This window comes from Pseudoalteromonas sp. MBR-15 (genome assembly GCF_053628915.1).
Window position 1 is genome coordinate 119,957 of the sequence record NZ_JBRJHH010000003.1, and the last position, 17,135, is coordinate 137,091.

16 protein-coding genes and 1 pseudogene are annotated in these 17,135 nt (G+C 40.8%); 5 read left to right on the forward strand and 12 right to left on the reverse strand.

Translation table 11 applies throughout. The annotated features are described in order from the left end of the window. Positions 1-129: 129 nt before the first annotated feature. Both ACSSVW_RS05555 and ACSSVW_RS05560 read left to right on the forward strand, forming a co-directional pair. Complete coding sequence (locus tag ACSSVW_RS05555; RefSeq protein ID WP_036970865.1) at positions 130-480, forward strand: VanZ family protein; 351 nt, start codon at positions 130-132, stop codon at positions 478-480. After that, positions 473-1,375 (forward strand): ketopantoate reductase family protein, encoded by a 903-nt coding sequence (locus tag ACSSVW_RS05560; protein WP_454178994.1) that lies wholly within the window; start codon positions 473-475, stop codon positions 1,373-1,375. Before ACSSVW_RS05555 ends, ACSSVW_RS05560 begins: the two co-directional genes overlap by 8 nt. A 121-nt stretch (positions 1,376-1,496) precedes the next feature. Here ACSSVW_RS05560 and thiI read toward each other — a convergent pair whose 3' ends face one another. Beyond that, a complete protein-coding gene (gene thiI / locus ACSSVW_RS05565; RefSeq protein ID WP_454178995.1) occupies positions 1,497-2,954 on the reverse strand; it encodes a tRNA uracil 4-sulfurtransferase ThiI in 1,458 nt (485 codons plus the stop codon). A gap of 109 nt (positions 2,955-3,063) precedes the next feature. Further along, entirely contained in the window at positions 3,064-3,717 is a 654-nt protein-coding gene (locus ACSSVW_RS05570) for a TetR/AcrR family transcriptional regulator (protein ID WP_036971760.1), read from the reverse strand. Between the two features lie 218 nt (positions 3,718-3,935). Here ACSSVW_RS05570 and coaD point away from each other — a divergent pair, with 218 nt between their 5' ends. Next, the gene (gene coaD / locus ACSSVW_RS05575) at positions 3,936-4,418 is read left to right on the forward strand and encodes a pantetheine-phosphate adenylyltransferase (protein ID WP_036970871.1); all 483 of its coding nucleotides are present in this window, start codon (positions 3,936-3,938) and stop codon (positions 4,416-4,418) included. Further along, the gene (locus ACSSVW_RS05580; RefSeq protein WP_454178996.1) at positions 4,415-5,791 is read left to right on the forward strand and encodes a capsule assembly Wzi family protein; all 1,377 of its coding nucleotides are present in this window, start codon (positions 4,415-4,417) and stop codon (positions 5,789-5,791) included. Before coaD ends, ACSSVW_RS05580 begins: the two co-directional genes overlap by 4 nt. An 11-nt stretch (positions 5,792-5,802) precedes the next feature. Here ACSSVW_RS05580 and ACSSVW_RS05585 read toward each other — a convergent pair whose 3' ends face one another. The 9 genes and pseudogenes from ACSSVW_RS05585 to argC all read right to left on the reverse strand — a co-directional run bounded on the left by ACSSVW_RS05585 (position 5,803) and on the right by argC (position 13,634). Continuing rightward, positions 5,803-6,336, reverse strand: a complete 534-nt coding sequence (locus ACSSVW_RS05585; protein WP_454178997.1) for a hypothetical protein — start codon at positions 6,334-6,336, stop codon at positions 5,803-5,805. Continuing rightward, positions 6,329-6,892, reverse strand: coding sequence for a hypothetical protein (locus tag ACSSVW_RS05590; protein ID WP_454178998.1), 564 nt, complete (start codon positions 6,890-6,892; stop codon positions 6,329-6,331). The genes ACSSVW_RS05585 and ACSSVW_RS05590 overlap by 8 nt, the downstream gene beginning before the upstream one ends. A 75-nt stretch (positions 6,893-6,967) precedes the next feature. Next, positions 6,968-7,435, reverse strand: a complete 468-nt coding sequence (locus ACSSVW_RS05595) for a hypothetical protein (protein WP_454178999.1) — start codon at positions 7,433-7,435, stop codon at positions 6,968-6,970. A gap of 84 nt (positions 7,436-7,519) precedes the next feature. After that, entirely contained in the window at positions 7,520-7,726 is a 207-nt protein-coding gene (locus ACSSVW_RS05600; protein WP_454179000.1) for a hypothetical protein, read from the reverse strand. Between the two features lie 583 nt (positions 7,727-8,309). After that, positions 8,310-9,671 (reverse strand): annotated as a pseudogene (gene argH / locus ACSSVW_RS05605) (argininosuccinate lyase); the annotation flags it as partial. 51 nt (positions 9,672-9,722) lie between these two features. Beyond that, positions 9,723-10,925: an argininosuccinate synthase gene (locus ACSSVW_RS05610; protein ID WP_036970883.1), complete on the reverse strand. Its 1,203-nt coding sequence runs from the start codon at positions 10,923-10,925 to the stop codon at positions 9,723-9,725. A 9-nt stretch (positions 10,926-10,934) separates the two neighbouring features. Next, entirely contained in the window at positions 10,935-11,855 is a 921-nt protein-coding gene (locus ACSSVW_RS05615) for an ornithine carbamoyltransferase (protein ID WP_036970885.1), read from the reverse strand. A gap of 7 nt (positions 11,856-11,862) precedes the next feature. Then, the gene (gene argB / locus ACSSVW_RS05620; protein WP_454179043.1) at positions 11,863-12,624 is read right to left on the reverse strand and encodes an acetylglutamate kinase; all 762 of its coding nucleotides are present in this window, start codon (positions 12,622-12,624) and stop codon (positions 11,863-11,865) included. Continuing rightward, positions 12,624-13,634, reverse strand: coding sequence for an N-acetyl-gamma-glutamyl-phosphate reductase (argC, locus tag ACSSVW_RS05625; RefSeq protein WP_454179001.1), 1,011 nt, complete (start codon positions 13,632-13,634; stop codon positions 12,624-12,626). Before argC ends, argB begins: the two co-directional genes overlap by 1 nt. Before the next feature lie 221 nt (positions 13,635-13,855). On the opposite strand from argC, the gene argE reads away from it, so the two are divergent. Next, positions 13,856-15,010 (forward strand): acetylornithine deacetylase, encoded by a 1,155-nt coding sequence (argE, locus tag ACSSVW_RS05630; protein WP_454179002.1) that lies wholly within the window; start codon positions 13,856-13,858, stop codon positions 15,008-15,010. A 251-nt stretch (positions 15,011-15,261) separates the two neighbouring features. Here the strand turns inward: argE and panP are convergent, their stop codons facing one another. Continuing rightward, complete coding sequence (panP, locus tag ACSSVW_RS05635) at positions 15,262-16,890, reverse strand: pyridoxal-dependent aspartate 1-decarboxylase PanP (protein WP_036970892.1); 1,629 nt, start codon at positions 16,888-16,890, stop codon at positions 15,262-15,264. Positions 16,891-17,135: the final 245 nt, after the last annotated feature.

Genomic DNA, 17,135 nt, shown 5'->3' on the forward strand with positions numbered 1-17,135 from the left:
AATAAATATGCCTAGGATTATAACGTCAATTTTATAAATCTTTACATTTTTCTGCACACCGTTCAGGTGCGATACGAAAATTGTTTGATATACTGCCCATTCATTTTTTAGGCAGTTTAAAGGTTTATTGTGACTAGGCGCATATACCAAATTATATTTTTAGTCAGCATTATTGGCTTCACTATTCTTTTCGCCAAAGAAATTAAAGGCGTAAGTAACCTATTCCCACATGTTGATAAAGTCGCGCATTTTGGCATTTTCTTCGTACTGGCTATGGTGATGGATAAAGCGTTTAAATTACCCCTTATAGTGCAAATATTATTGCTTGCAGGGTACGGTGCTGCCATTGAGTTTATGCAAGATATGCTGCCTTATCGTCAAGCTTCAGTTGCCGATTTTGTTGCCGATTTTATAGGTGCTTCGAGCTACTTTATTATTAAACTTGGTTTTCATTTAGGTAATAAACAGCGCAATGGCTAATATTTTAATTGTAGGTGATGGTGCTATTGGCTTGTTATTCAGTCATTTTTTATCAGCTCAACATACTGTTACCTTATTAACGCGCAAGCCCACTTTGACCACCCGTTTTTATCAATCTTCAAATGGTAAATCACAACCTATTAACGCACGCCTAATTAATCATAAAGAACTTAACCAGTTTGCCCCATTCGAGTGGGTGTTATTTACGGTGAAAGCCTATCAGGTTGAAGCTGCATTTAAGCAACTTCAACCTTATCTAGCTGAGCACTGCCAAGTTATCTTGTCTCATAATGGCATGGGCAATGTGGATGAACTTAACGCCGCGCTTTCACCCCATCAAGGTCTATCATTTTTAACCACTCAGCAGGCGGGGTTCAAAGCAACTCAATACAGCGTGAATCATACTGGTGACGGTACCAGTCTTTTAGGTACGTGTAATGATGCGGCGCGCAAAGTGCTAAAGCAGATCGAGCAGCACTTTAGCAGCTTACCTAATTTTAGTGTTACCGATGATATTCATACCCTTCGTTGGCAAAAACTGTTGGTGAATATCGCAATTAATCCGCTGAGCGCTATTCATAATGTAAAAAACGGTCAACTTCGTACGCCGCACTTTAGCTCACGAATTATTAATTTACTCAGTGAGGCGTGCTTAGTTGCTAACAAACAAGGTATTTCACTCTCATTAAGTGACGCGCTAAACAATGCCTACAGTGTAATGAGTGCAACCGCCGCAAACTTTTCGTCGATGCAACAAGATATTAGCCATAATAGAGCGTCTGAGATTGACGCTATTTGTGGGTATGTATGTGAGCAAGGCGCTAAGCTTGGAGTGAAAACCCCCTACAATCAAGCCATGCTTAGTATGATAAAAGCCAAATCAGCGGGGCTTTAACAACACCCCTCTTCTATTATGGCAGCTGGAAGGTGTGCCAATTAACAGCAAATTGAAAAGTCAGCGTCTTTCGTTAGGCATTAAAAAAGCGCGTAATTCGCGCTTTTTTATACCCGTTTACTTATGGGCGATACACTTTTACGTTGCTAAAGCCTTCTTCGTGTAAAATAAGCGCTTGTAGCTGGCTCATTACCCCTTTAGCACAATATAAGTAGTATTCTTTATCTTTTGGTAAATCACCAAACTTAGTCGCTAAGCGGAAAAATGGTAAATGAATTACTTCGATACCTTCAAGCTCTAGCGGATTAGCGTCTTCTTCTTCTGGTGAACGAATATCAACAACCACTGCGTCTTTTGGAAGATCAGAGACTGACTCTGCTTCTTTCACTTCTTGTTTTGCTTCGGTATCAATGTCACGGACATCCATAACACGTGCATTTTCAACCACCGTATTAAGTACATCAAAATCAAATTTAGCTTCTTCAGCTAAGATGGTTTTAATTTTTGCTTTAACTGTTGGTTTTTTAGATATTACACCACAGTATTCAGGCATACTCTCTGCCATTTCTGCTGTGCCAATTTTACGTGCAATATTAATAATATCTTGCTTGTCGTGTTGAATAAGTGGGCGAATGATCAGCGTTTCGGTGACACGGTCAATCACACTTAAATTTGCCAGCGTCTGACTCGAAACTTGGCCAATACTCTCACCGGTAACAAGTGCTTGTACACCTAGTTTTTCAGCCACTTGGCTGCCAGCACGCATCATCATACGTTTAAGGACAACGCCCATTTGGCTGTTTTCAATGTTTTCGAGTATTTCCGCTACGACGGGTTCAAAATCAACAGTGACAAATTTCACTTTATGGGTTGAGCTAAACTGTTTCCAAATGTAGTAACTTGCTTGCTTCACGCCAATTTCATGCGCTGCGCCGCCTAAGTTAAAGAACAAAAAGTGAGTACGAGCCCCTTTTCTGATCATTTGATAACTAGCAACACCTGAGTCAAAACCACCTGACATCAGTGATAGCACATCTTCTTGCGTTGGTAATGGGAAACCAGCCATACCCAAATGAGTCTCTGTAACAATGTAGGCTTTTTCGTCACGCACTTCTAAACGTACTGTTACCTCTGGGTGAGATAACTTAACGCGCGCGCCCTCTACATGTTGATTTAACCCACCCCCTACATAGCGTTCAACATCACTTGATGTAAAGTCGTGCTTACCAGAGCGCTTACAACGAACACAAAATGTTTTGCCTTCAATAGTGTGGCCGATTAATTCTTTGGCTTTTTGGTAGACGTCATCAAGCGATTCGAAATCAGTCTCGGTTACTTCTATAAACTGTACGATCCCAGGTATACGCTTTAAGCCATCGATGATATCAAGACGGACTTGTTCTGACTCCAAGAGACTTACAACTGAAATATTATCCCAGTTGTTTCTTACTTGCACTTTTTCGTCAACACGACGTAAAACGATCTTAATGTTATTTTCTAATAACTTGGTAAAACGCTTACGTACAGATTTACTCTTGATAGCGATTTCTGGGTGTAATTTGACGATAAATTTAAGCATAGTTCACTCTTAGACTGTGGAATTCACACGCCTTGAGACATACCAACCTCAAGGGCGCGCGATTATAACAAAAATTATAGCGTCTAGGAAATAAACTGCTTCAGACGGATTATTGTGCAGTTGGTTCAGCGTTAGCTAAAGCTAAGTACTTCGCGCGTAATTGGTTAACTTGCGCTAGGCTATGCTCAGTACAGTGGGCTTTTAATAGTAATAACACCTTTAAAATACCGTGGTAAATATCTTGTCTTGCCAATTCACCACTTAAGCGACGCGCTTTGATATAAGGTGTCCAGAAACTCACTGTCATTTTTAACATATGAGCAAGCTCTGTTACATCAGCATCTTCAATGGTGATAATATCACCCGCTCTCAACGCTAATAAAACCTCTTTGACTTGTTCAAGTAATGCCGCCTGAAATTCGATGTAATCTTTTTTAAGGGCTTCGTCTCGCGACAAAATGTCACCCAAGTTGTCATAAAAAAACTGGTATCGCCACATCAATTCAAACAAAGAGTCTAAATACCCTGCTAAGTTTTCGAGTGCATCATCATCGGGGGTTAACGGCTTGAAGTGAGTGTGCAAGTGCTCACTATATAAAGCAAATATATGACGGATGATATCTTCTTTATTTTTAAAGTGATAATACAAATTACCCGGACTAATACCCATATGTGCAGCTATATGATTGGTTGTTATGGCACGCTCACCATGGAGGTTAAATAACTCAATGCTGGTGTGTATAATTTTATCCTTAGTGCTCATATGCTGATTACTCTGTTTTTTATGATTATTAAGTACTGAAAGCCAAGCAGTATAAACAAATGCGCGGCAATAAAATACTACCTTGAAAAAATCTAACCTCAATCGGTTTACCGTTCCTTTTTAGGGACAAAAACTAGTAAGATACGCGTATTTTCTAAGCTGCATACAGACTCAAACACTGTTAATATAACAAGCAAATTTATAGATAGCTGATAGTTATGAACGTTACTGCAATATATCCGGGCACATTCGACCCGCTAACAAATGGCCACACAGACCTAATTCATCGCGCTGCAAAAATGTTCGATCACGTTATTGTTGCAATTGCGCACAACCCAAGTAAGCAACCTTGCTTTACACTTGATGAGCGTGTTGAACTGGCCAATAAAATATTAGCGCACCTTGATAATGTCAGTGTTATCGGGTTTTCTGGTTTACTGGCTGATTTAGCGCGCGAGCATAAAGCAGAAGTTCTTATTCGCGGTATTCGTGCGGTGTCAGACTTTGACTATGAATTTCAATTAGCAAACATGAACCGCCGCCTAAACCCTGATTTAGAGAGCGTGTTTTTAACGCCTGCCGAAAAAAATTCTTTTATCTCTTCAACCCTGGTGAAAGAAGTAGCACGTCATCATGGCGATGTAAGTGAATTTGTTGACCCAATAGTTGGCAAAGCATTACAGGAAAAAATACACGGATGAAATTAAAGAAGCTCATTAGCTTAAGTGCATTACTAATGATCTCTGCGCCAAGTATTGCTGGGCCATGGATAGAAAGCGATGACCCACTGCTACGCGCATCAATCGAAATGCTATTTAATCAAGGCGTTATTAAGCAACCGATTAATAGCTACCCGCTTATGTGGCAAGGAATTGCACGAGACTTAGCGTCTGTAAATACCAGCCAACTTAACGCGCAAAGCTTGTTTGCTTATCAGCATGTAAAACATGCGTTAGATAATGCGAAGCAAAAAACCAGCTCGAGTGTGCGCTTAAATTACAATAGCGAGCCTGAAACACACCAAAGCTTTGGTAAACGCCACCAGCAAAAAAGCGGTATAAATAGTTACGGCTCAATCACAGGTCAGCGTGTCAGTGCAAAAGTCAGTGTTAATTACGCCGATGAGGCACTCGATACACAGCATGTTAATTACCAAGACAGCTATTTAGCTGTGCTTGTCGGTAACTGGTCTATTAGTGCTGAACAAGTCAGTCACTGGTGGGGGCCTAGTAACGAAAATGCGCTGTTACTCTCTAATAATGCCGCGCCCATGAAAGGACTGCGTTTTAGTCGAGCTAATAGCCAGTATGTTGGCCCACATTGGTTATCGTTTGTGGGGAATTGGCAGTTAACGGGGATATATGCCAAGCAAAAACCGTATCTAAACAGCAGTGAAAAAGGTGATTATTGGGCCCTCAGATTTGCCAGTACACCACTTATGGGACTAGAAGTTGCCTTTAATACTGCCGGCTCTGACTATTTAACATCAACAGAGCGTGATGTCATTACATTAGAAAATAACAAATCGACTCACCGTTTAACAAGTTTTGATATTAAGTACTCAACAAGTGCGTTATCGCACCCTGTGGCATTCTACGCAGAGGTAATGGGTCAAAACAAAAGTGGTTTAGCACCCAGCGATCCGTTCTACACGTTAGGCGTTGAAAGTTACTTTGGTACATCGGATAGTTTACTAAAAACGTATTTTGAGTACTCAAACACAGAACAAACATGTGAACTACATAGCGAGTGTGTGTACGGCTCAGGAAGCTATACTCAACGCCAGCGACTTGTAGGAAGCTCAATACCACAACAAAGTAAATCGGCTATCCTTGGGGCCTATTACCATACTTTAGATGGCTATGGTGGACATGCAAAGCTACGATGGATTGATAGTGAACGCCTTGATAACGAAACCATTACCAGCGTGAGCCAATTGCAACTTGAACTTGGCTACCAACAAGCACTCTTCAATGGTCTTTGGAAAGTAACAGGGCTGGTCTCAAAAGATGAGATGGGCGACGACTCAAACACGAATACAGCACTTAGAACAAGCTGGGAATACCGTTTCTAGAGCGGGTGAGGTCAGGCTAATTTGGTTTGACCTCGCATGCTTCTATAAAGCTTTACTAACCCTAAAAAATCCTTATTACAAAACAGCGCTATAAGCATCATCGTGTCCATGAGATTCACTGTAATAGTGTAAAAATCCCAAAACCACCACTCACCCGTATAAGTGTAGTTAATATCATAGTACATCCCTAAAAACAGCGATGTATTTACTAAAAGCCCCGTGTAAATATACAGCTTTGCAGGCACTTCAAGAAAGGTTTTTTGGTGGGCGACTAACCAGATAACGGCCAACATCAATAAATCAGAGCCAGCCCAAATGACGTATGCAAAACTCGAATCTAACATATTGTAGCCAAACGCTATATTAAGTAATGGGTCACTAGCCATGTAAGAGATAAACATAGCCAGTGCCATCCACATCACTGTTCTATCACCATTTGGCGATGAAGACTTCTTCACCATGTTATATAAAAAGGCCATTAAAAATCCCCACATGATGAAAGTAGCGAGATAAAGGCCAAAGTTTTCTTGCAGGAGTTTAAGCACTGGGCAGTCTTCTAGTCGCTTTAGAACTAAAACGTTTCGCTACTGCTGCAAACTTAAAAAAATCCTTGTTAGTGAGTAATGCGACTATCATCATAAGATCCATAATATTCACTGTGACAGTATAAAAGTCCCATAGCCACCATCTCACTTCATTACCGTTGACACTGACATCAATATATAAGCACAGGAACAAGAAACTATTTGTAAGCAGTCCAATAGTTACGTAAAGCTTTGCTGGAAAATCATTGTTCGTACACCCTCTTGAGATTAACAAAATAATAGCTAAACAGATTAAGTCTAAAAAAAACCATAAGATAAATACTGATGCATACCTTAAAGCTTCTATTTCAAATGCCATTGAAACTAATGGATCGGTAAGTAAATACGATAAAAAAATTGTTAAAGAGATCCACATCAATGTTTTATCTCTTTTTACAACTGACGATTGATTTACCATATTAAATAAGAAGGTCATTAAAAACCCCCACACAATAAACGTGGCTAAATGTGTACCCAACGTCTGCTGAATAGTTACGATTAGATTACTAAAGCTCATAAAATTAGCTACTTCTAGTAATGAAGAACAATTAATGGGTATTAATTTTTATGAATAGAAATTTGGCTATGGCTCTTACCGATAACCAAGTTTATTTTTACTTCGTTTATTAAATAAGTGACTTTTTAACTTTCCAAAAAATAAGAAATCTTTGTTTGTAATCAAAGCTACAATCATTAAGAAGTCGACAACATTAACTCCAATGGAGTAAAAAGTCCAAAACCACCAAACTTCGCGATTCCATAAAACAATAAGATCAATATGAATTAGAGCATAGAGGACACTGTTTATAACCAAACCAGTATAAATGTACTTGGTAGCAGTGGATGTATTTTTTAAAAAATAATGTGAGAAGACAATTAATAAAAGTGTTATTAGGTCGTAAATGAACCACTCTATATACAAGTTTGTATTAGAGCTTTCAAGTTCAATAAAGTGGTTGCTGCTAAAATAGGAAACAGCCATAAAAAAAGAAGTAACAACAAGAGATTTATTTTGATTAAGCTCACTTACATAAAAAAATAAGTTAAGTAAAAATGCCATTAGCATTCCTAAAACTATTATTGTGTCGAAATGTAAACCGAGCGAGCTTAAATCAAAATACATCTAACTTATTATTTCCAAAAATTATGTCTCTTTCTTATCAGGGAAAACTAAACCGCCACCACCACGTTGAATTTCGGCGCCGCCTGATAAAGCCAAGGCTTCACTTGATAAAGTTACTGTATCAGATTGCAGGGTTTTATTACTAGTAGTTTGTTCCAAAGCGGGCTTTGTTTGTTGCATTTGGTTGTAAGCTTGCAATTGCACTTGGCTATTGTTGTTAACTTGCATAAGTTAAATCCTTTAAAATTATTAGTTGTTTACAATAAGCTTACAACAGGTTGTAAGCTGAGTTAAGCGTTCTCATTCTTTTGACGCTTTTTGCAGTAAAATAACTGCTGTCTCTAACTTTGCAATTAGTGATCCAACTTTTTAGAAACAACGATCATTTTGATCAATTTCCGCTGATCTTTGTAAATTTTAGGCAAAAAAAAACGCACAGGGGTAACCGTGCGTTTTTCCTATCCAGGGAGTTAAGCCTCGTTTTTACACGGGATCACCGCATTATCACAAGACTTCAAAATGAATTTCGTTCTTTTAAAGTGAGCGACACACATTATTTTCATCGTGTATAAGACAAACAGCCTCATCACACTTTTTGCATAACGAGTAATACATTATGGCGTTGAGTTAATAGACATCGTGCCAAATTTTTGGCTATTGTTTATAAACCATCAGCACCACACTGTAAAATGTCTGTGCACGCTGTCACTTTGGTGCGGCAAGAATTCAGCCATCCATAGCTTTGAGCCGAAATAACAGAACCATTAATTCGGCATCAGCTTAATGTGCATTACACATCTTTATTAGCAGACTTCTTGGCATTATCGATGGCGCTCGTTACTTGTTCTAACGAGGTACCCCCTAAAGCCTGTCGCGCTTTAATACATGCATCTATTTCTAATACAGGATATACATCTGATTCGAAAATGCTATGCACAGATTTGAATTGCTCTAAACTTAAATCTTCTAAGTTATTCCCTTGGGTAATAGCCATTTGCACTAAGGTGCCTACGATGTGGTGACCTTCTCTAAAAGGGATGCCTTTAGCCACTAAATAGTCAGCCAATTCGGTGGCGTTAGAGTGCCCCCCTTTTGCTGCGGCTAGGGTCTTTTCAGCATTAACTTTAATCCCTTTAATGCATGCTTGTGCCATATGAATACACGCAAGCCACGTTGGCATCGCATCAAACAAGCCTTCTTTGTCTTCTTGCATATCTTTATTATATGCAAGTGGTAAGGCCTTTAAGGTCATCATCATGGCACTAAAAGCACCAAAAACCCGCCCTGTCTTACCCCGAATTAGCTCAAGTGCATCTGGGTTTTTCTTTTGTGGCATCAATGATGAACCCGACGTCACACCATCCGACAATTCAACAAACCCTGCTTCACCAGAATTATAGAAAATAAGATCTTCAGCCATACGAGATAAATGAATCATTGAGATAGAGGCACAGCTTAATAGCTCCACCACAAAGTCGCGATCAGACACTGCATCAAGACTGTTGCGCGTTGCAGCGGTAAAACCTAGCCCCTCGGCAAGCGTTTGCCTGTCAATTGGGTACGCCGTACCTGCCAGTGCACCACTGCCTAATGGACAAAAGTTCATACGCTTTTTCGCATCTGTTAAACGACTTTCATCACGCTCAAGCATTTCCACATACGCCATGCACCAATGACTAAAGAGCACGGGCTGCGCGCGTTGCAAATGTGTATAACCCGGTAAAATAGTACCCAGCTCACGTTCTGCTAAAGCAATAAATTCGGCCTTTAAATCAGCAATAGCGTCAAGAATATGATCCGCTGTATCGCGACACCATAAACGGAAATCTGTAGCGACTTGGTCGTTGCGGCTACGACCTGTGTGAAGTTTTTTTGCTAAGTCGCCAACTTTGTCAATTAATGCCGACTCAACATAAGAATGAATATCTTCATGCCCTGCCACAGCGACAGCCTGTGGATTAGCTTTAACCTCATCCAACAGAGTATTAAGTGCTGCGACAAGATCGTCGTATTCTTGTTGATTTAATACATCAACCTGTTTAAGCGCACCGGCCCACGCAACTGAGCCAATAATATCTTGCTCTGCAAGCTGATAATCAAAGGGAAGTGAATCGTTAAATTGCTTAAATGCTTCATCTGGACCCGTAGAAAAACGTCCGCCCCATAATGCCATTGAATTCTCTCCAAACGCTGATATTGCCCCGCTGAACGGGGCAAAATAAAATTATTTTTTCGTTAATGCAGAGATTCTGCTCGAAAGTGAGAATAAACGAATAAACCCTTCAGCATGTGATTGGTCGTATACATCATCTTCACCAAAGGTTGCAAAGTCTTCACTGTATAAGCTGTTAGGTGACTTCTTCTGTACTGCAGTTACTTGACCTTTATACAGTTTAAGAACAATTTCACCTGTTGCCAGCTTTGAGAGTGATTCAGCAGCTGCAAGAATTGAATCTTTAAGCGGCGTAAACCAACGGCCGTCATACACTAAGTGTGAGAACTCACCACCCAGCACTTCTTTCCACTTGCGGCTTGATTTATCTAACACGAGCTCATCAACAGCTTGCAGTGCAGCCATGATTACTGTGCCCCCAGGTGTTTCATAACAACCACGCGATTTCATACCGACTAAACGGTTTTCAACAATATCTACACGGCCTACACCATGTGGCGCTGCGATATCATTTAGCTTAACTAAACAATCGTATGGTTTTAATGTCTCACCATTAACCGCAACCACTTCACCTTCTACTACGTTTAATGTCACATATTCAGGCTCGTTTGGTGCTTGCTCTGGAGAGTTAGTCCAGGTCCACACTTGATCGCTCGGTTGGCACCATGGATCTTCAAGCTCGCCACCTTCGTGCGAAATGTGCCATGCGTTTGCATCACGGCTGTAAATTTTTGTAGCAGATGCTGAACAAGGGATATTACGCTCAGCCAAGTAATCTAGTAATGATTCACGGCTTGATAAATCCCATTCACGCCATGGCGCAATCACTTTAAGATCAGGCGCTAATGCTGCGAAACATGATTCAAAACGCACTTGGTCGTTACCTTTACCTGTGCAGCCATGCGACAGTGCATCAGCCCCCACTTTACGCGCAATCTCTACTTGTGCTTTTGCAATAATAGGGCGCGCCATCGACGTACCCAGTAAATAGGTACCTTCGTAGATAGAGCCTGTTTTTAATGTCGGATAAATATAATCACTGACCATTTCGTCTTTTAGGTCAACCACATAACACTCAGATGCACCTGAGGCGATTGCTTTGGCCTCAACGCCTTCAAGCTCTTCAGCACCTTGGCCTACATCAGCAACGAATGCGATAACTTCACAGCCGTAGTTCTCTTTTAACCACGGCACGATTGCCGATGTATCTAGACCACCAGAATAGGCTAATACGACTTTTTTGATTGAACTCATTGGTGTTCCTTAAACAAAATTTGGATTTAATAATGTGACAAGCAGTGCGTTTTGCGCATGCATACGATTTTCTGCTTGTTGAATAATTTTTGATGCAGGGCCATCCATTACCTCAGAGGTAATTTCAAATTCGCGATGAGCTGGCTGGCAATGCAACACTGTTTGCGCGCCCGTTTGATCAAGCAACGCTTGATTTAACTGGTACGGCATATATTTAGCCTTAACTTGCTCAAGTGGGGTTTTATCTCCCATAGATACCCACGTATCAGCATAGACTGCATTTGCGCCGACTGCCGCTTCAATTCTGTCACTGACCATCACAGATGCACCATTCATGGCTGCAATTTGCTCTGCTTGTTTGAGAATCTGTGAATCTGGAGAACTCCCCTTAGGGCAAACCGCCACAAAATCAGTCCCTAACGTTGCAGCAAGTAACATAAGTGAATGCGTCACGTTATTGCCTTCACCTAAATAAGCAAGCTTCAGTTTACTGACATCGCCGTGTACTTCTTGCAGCGTTAAGAAATCAGCTAATGCTTGGCATGGGTGATATAAATCACACAAACTATTCACCACAGGCACTGACGAAAATTCAGCAAGCGTAGTTAATGTTTTATGTGCAAATACACGAGCCACAATACCGTCGGCCCAAGTAGAAATATTTAAAGCAAAATCTTTCACCGATTCACGTGCACCCATAGCCCCATTTTGTGAGTCTAAATACACAGCATGGCCACCTAATTTATTAATGCCTATATCGAATGATAAACGCGTGCGTAAGCTTGGTTTTTCGAATAATGTAACCACTGATTTGCCCGCTAACGCTTGGCTAAAATCAACAGGGTTTGCTTTAATTTTTTGCGCTAAGTCTAATAATTTAAGTGCGCCTTTTTGGTCTAATTCAAGACCCGATAAAAAGTGAGTTAACATGTAATACCTATGGTGTAATCTTTGTTCCAACGTGCTCGCCTTGCAATAAAGCGACTAAATTTTTTGGCTTTAACCAGCTTGAGATATACACACCACGTCGTAAATGTTGGGCAGCAAGAAGACTGGTCTTAACTTTGACCTCCATCCCGCCCTGAATAACTCCTTGAAGAATTAATGCATCTATTTGCTGCGTATTAAGTTGATGTAATGGTTGCTTATTTGCATCAAGTACCGCTTCTACATCAGTCATAAAAATAAGTTCTGCATCAAGCTCTTTCGCAATCGCTGCGGCCGCTTCATCTGCATTTACGTTGTACCAAAGTCCCTCTTCATCAAAACCAATAGAGCTGACTAATGGTAGACGGCCTTGTTCAATTAAGCTGGGTAAAATACTGTCGATACTGTCACAGCATTGCCCAACTTGCCCCAACGCTTTTAATTTTTGCTTAACCACAACACCGGCTTCATAAAGGCTCATACCCACAGGTTTATGACCCGAGGCAATGGCTTGACTCATTAGTTGTTTATTAGCACAGCCAGCTAACGCCCCAACGATGTATGGCATTTGTTCTTTTGGACTGATACGTAAACCTTGGTGCTTAGCACTGGCGAATCCCGCATCCATAAGCCATGCATCAACTAATGCACCCCCACCATGAACAATCACAAAGTTGGCTTGCTGTTGTGAGATTAAAACATCAAATAGGGCTTTTGCAGCATCGGCAGTATTTAATACCGCACCGCCAATTTTAATGACCCATGTTTTCATCATAACGCTCCTACTAATCCGGTATGATGAGGTATACCCATCGCTAAATTAATACATTGCAATGCTTGCCCAGCCGCCCCTTTTAACAGGTTATCAATGGCCGACATAACAATGAGCTGTTCGCCTTTTTGTTGCCACGCAATATCAACATACGGCTGTTTAGCAACGCCTTTAATACTGGGTATTTTGCTTCCAAGTAAACGAATCAACGGTTCATCGGCTAACACCTGATACGCTTTTGTTACTTGCTCTGGTGTTACACCGGGTTTTAATTGCACATAAATAGTTTCTAAAATTCCCCGCGGAAAATTCCCCAAATGCGGGGTAAATAACACAGGATGGCCTAAATGTTGTTCAATTTCAGGTGTGTGCCTGTGGTTAAATAACCCATAAGGCGCAAGTGATACTTCGCAAAAATGCGTATTAACACTCGCTTTTCTACCCGCCCCCGTGACGCCTGACACGGCATTAATAATAATTGTTTGCTCTGCTAATAAGCCGGCTTCTTTCAATGGTTTTAATGAGTTAAGTGCGGCTGTAGGATAACAGCCTGCAACCGCAACCAAATTTGCCTGACTGATTGCATCCGCATTCCACTCTGCTAGTCCATAGGCTGCTTGTGTTAAAAGCGTTGGATGCTGATGCGCAAAGCCATAGTAAGTGAGGTAATCCTCATTCCCAGCTAAACGAAAGCCGCCTGATAAATCGAATACTTTTTTACCCATTGCTAAAAATCGAGGAGCAAGGTCAACACTCACTTCATGATCTGTACATAAACACACGTAATCAGCATGCTGTTCGATGTCGGTATAAGCGGCTGCTGTTAATGGCTGTAATGGATGGTCTAAAAGCCCTAAATGCTCAGGATATAAGTCACTTAAACACTTATTTTTATCTAAGCTGCCCTCAGAGACATAACATGCCTTTAAAGTTAGTTGTGGGTGCTTGGCGACTAAACTCGCAAGCTCTGCGCCGCTATATCCACTTGCGCCAATAATCACTACATTCATTGCTTGGTTTTACCTATTTAACTTATCTATTTACACATTTAAAACTACTCGCTGTTTAGCGAATAAAAACACTATCTAAAGTAATGAAATAAGGTTATCGTCGTTTTGTGTTCATACGCTACTTTAAAGTATATTTATGCTCAAAAAGTGAATTGATATTCATAATAAATACTTTTATATTGTTATGCAATTAGATTGAATAATTATTTTTGGATTTTTTTATGTCGCTTCCCTCTTTTTTATCGATGTATCAACAATTGATTGCTGCGCCTTCAATTAGTGCAATTGAAGACTCTTTATGCATGAGCAATAAAGAGGTCATTACCTTACTTGCCAATTGGTGCGAAACCTTAGGCTTTAGCTGCGAAATTACAGAGCTTGAGCATGGCAAAGGTCGCTTTAATTTATTAGCGAGACGGGGTGAAGGTGAAGGGGGACTGATGTTAGCGGGCCACACCGATACCGTGCCATTTGATGATAGCCGCTGGAATTATGATCCGTTTAAATTAAGCGAGCATGACAACAAGTTATTCGGTTTAGGCAGCATTGATATGAAAGGTTTTTTTGCTTTTGTACTGCAGGCCATTAGTGAGCTTGATGCAAGCCAGCAAACAGAGCCTTTATTAATTTTAGCCACAGCCGATGAAGAAACGACAATGGCGGGTGCTCAGCAAATATGTCGCCACCCTAATTTAAAGCCCGCGCGCTGTATTATTGGCGAGCCAACAGACATGACACCGGTGTTTACTCATAAAGGCCACATGAGTTCAGCGATTCGCGTTGTGGGTCGTTCGGGTCACAGCTCAGACCCTGAGCGAGGCTTAAATGCCATCGAAGTCATGCATAAAATGATTACAAAACTGTTAATCATCAAAGAAGAATTAAAGAATAAATATTCAGTTGAGCACTTTGTAATACCGTACCCAACATTAAACCTAGGTCATATTCATGGCGGCGATAACGCAAACCGTATTTGTGGCTGCTGTGAAATGCACATTGATATGCGCCCACTACCCGGTTTAAGCGTACAAGAGCTGCAAGCCATTTTGATTAATGCAGCCAATGAAATAAATACTGAGTATCCAAACGCTGTCAGTGTTATTGACTTACACGACCCGATACCTGCATTCAGCGGCAGCACAGATAGCGCTTTAGTAAAACTGGCAGAAAAGGTGTCAGGCCAACCTGCGGTTGCAGTTAACTACTGCACCGAAGCGCCGTTTATTCAACAATTAGGCTGTGAAACGATTGTTATGGGGCCAGGGTCAATCAACCAAGCTCATCAGCCTGATGAGTTTTTAGCCATGGAAAAAATCAAACCATCGCAACAGATCATCAGTGAAATGATTAAGGCTAGCTGTTTTCAAAAGGCATAATACCATTTTGCAATAATTTTTAATCATTTTGAGGGATTAAACCAGTCGCTAACTGCGTTAAAAATTGCTGATTTACGACTGCATAGATGCAGAAGGTAGAGCAATGCAGGAGCAATTGCCGAGAATACCTAAATAACGAAATTTTTGCATTGTTATCAACGAGCTTTTATTGCCTCAACCTTGCTCATTGAAATACGCAAATTGGTATAAAAAAAGGAGCTTTCAAGCTCCTTTTTACTTATTTATATCACCTAATCCATGTACTTACTTAAATACTTTTTAAATACAGGATCTGTTTTAGACAGTTCTTTTTGCTCCGCAAGAATATCTTTTAATATAGCCTTTGACGTAAGCGGATTCGCTAACACAACTCTAAACACCACGGTAGGCTGGTAATCGTATTGCGCAGGGGTTAAACGTGTACGCGATACAAACGAACGCCCAGCTTCACGCTGACGTTTTTGCATACTGGCCGTAAAACGGTTCAGTGAAGCATAAATATCGAGTTTAGTTTCTTCGTCAGCATTTTTAAGTTTTTCTTGAATCTGTTTAGGGACATATCGATAGGTTAATAAACACAATTCAGGTTCTGAAATCAGCTCAAAGTCTTCGTCTTGCCTAATTAATTCAGCAAAGGTACGTGCTTTAACGATACTGCGGTCAATCAGCATCTCGTAACCTTTACGACCAATGACACGTAAGCATGCATGCACCAACATTGCCATGCCTGGGCGACTACCTTCAAGCGTATGACTCCCCAAATCTTTTGAGCCTTTACGTAAAATATACTCTGCATGATGCTCAATCGCATCGGTTGCTGCTGGGTCTTTAAATAACACTAAACCAGCGCCCATTGGCACATACATCTGTTTGTGGGCATCGATTGTAATTGAATCGGCTCGCTCAACACCACTCAATAAATGGCGATAGTTTTGCGATAATAAGGTTGCTCCTCCCCATGCTGCATCAACATGGAAATGACAGCCCAATTCTTCACTTAAATCAGCCATATCATTAAGGGGGTCAATACTGCCTGTTTCCGTAGTACCCGCAACACCTACCAGCGCCATTACCTTAATGCCTGCCGCTTCCAGTTCTTGCGCTTTTTCACGCATGGCTTGAATGTCTACTTTATTGTTCTTATCGGTTTTTATTGCAATGATATTGTCGCGACCAATTCCCAATAAATCGACTGTTTTACCAAGAGAGTAATGACCTCGTTCAGAAACCAGTACAGCAAGCCCTTTATAGCCATAATGCAACATACCCGCAATTAAGCCTTGAGCTGCAATTCCTTTGTAATCGCCATCCGCTCTTAATAAACGGTTTCGTGCAATCCACAGTGCGGTAATGTTGGCAACTGTCCCCCCTGAGCAAAATGCACCGAGTGACGTTTTTGCACTATGCATCCACTTACTGTAAAACGCATCATCTTGTCCATATACAAGGTGATGCATCATACCAAGCACTTGTCGTTCAAGTGGGGTGAACGCTTTTGAGGTTTCAATTTTTACTAAGTTTTGATTCAGACCTACCATCAACTTTGATAACGGCAGTACAAAGTGCGGTAAAGCAGAAGTCATGTGGCCAATAAAGCTAGGCGCGGCTGTATGAACTGAATGCGCAACAAGTTGCTCCATAATATCTTGAGCATAGTCAGATACAAATGTGGGCTCTTCTGGAATCATTGCCGATTGAAAGTCTTTCTCTATCTCATGAAGAGGCTTCTCAATCGCAGCAATATTCTCGTTTAAGAATCCTGCAAGGTTGCTTGAAATCTCTGATTCAATTTTACTCAGTGTCGAGTCTGGTGCTTCTGGCACCGTAAAAATACGAATCAAACTTTCTTTAGAGGCGACGGCACAACGCTTTTGATCCATCCTAATACCCATTATAAGCAGCTTAAAAATGAACCCAATGGAGGAACATTGAGGTTTACATTTTGCGGCACTGTTTCTATGAAATTGGCTAACTTTACTGGAATATCATGAAAATGTCTCGCTTAAAGCCAAAAAGCCATGCTTTCGGTGACAAAAAAATGATCGATGGGTGAATTTTGTCGTAATTTTCTGCTATCAGCTGCGTATTTTTTAAGTATAATCAAGTCATAACTGCAAAGGGAACA

Coding starts and splice junctions, on each gene's coding strand:
- argB (WP_454179043.1), bottom strand. CDS start 12,624: ATGAAAACATGGGTCATTAAAATTGGCGGTGCGGTATTAAATACTGCC.
- ACSSVW_RS05560 (WP_454178994.1), top strand. CDS start 473: ATGGCTAATATTTTAATTGTAGGTGATGGTGCTATTGGCTTGTTATTC.
- panP (WP_036970892.1), bottom strand. CDS start 16,890: ATGGATCAAAAGCGTTGTGCCGTCGCCTCTAAAGAAAGTTTGATTCGT.
- ACSSVW_RS05595 (WP_454178999.1), bottom strand. CDS start 7,435: ATGGCATTTTTACTTAACTTATTTTTTTATGTAAGTGAGCTTAATCAA.
- ACSSVW_RS05600 (WP_454179000.1), bottom strand. CDS start 7,726: ATGCAAGTTAACAACAATAGCCAAGTGCAATTGCAAGCTTACAACCAA.
- argE (WP_454179002.1), top strand. CDS start 13,856: ATGTCGCTTCCCTCTTTTTTATCGATGTATCAACAATTGATTGCTGCG.
- coaD (WP_036970871.1), top strand. CDS start 3,936: ATGAACGTTACTGCAATATATCCGGGCACATTCGACCCGCTAACAAAT.
- ACSSVW_RS05590 (WP_454178998.1), bottom strand. CDS start 6,892: ATGAGCTTTAGTAATCTAATCGTAACTATTCAGCAGACGTTGGGTACA.
- argC (WP_454179001.1), bottom strand. CDS start 13,634: ATGAATGTAGTGATTATTGGCGCAAGTGGATATAGCGGCGCAGAGCTT.
- ACSSVW_RS05615 (WP_036970885.1), bottom strand. CDS start 11,855: ATGTTAACTCACTTTTTATCGGGTCTTGAATTAGACCAAAAAGGCGCA.
- ACSSVW_RS05610 (WP_036970883.1), bottom strand. CDS start 10,925: ATGAGTTCAATCAAAAAAGTCGTATTAGCCTATTCTGGTGGTCTAGAT.
- thiI (WP_454178995.1), bottom strand. CDS start 2,954: ATGCTTAAATTTATCGTCAAATTACACCCAGAAATCGCTATCAAGAGT.
- ACSSVW_RS05570 (WP_036971760.1), bottom strand. CDS start 3,717: ATGAGCACTAAGGATAAAATTATACACACCAGCATTGAGTTATTTAAC.
- ACSSVW_RS05580 (WP_454178996.1), top strand. CDS start 4,415: ATGAAATTAAAGAAGCTCATTAGCTTAAGTGCATTACTAATGATCTCT.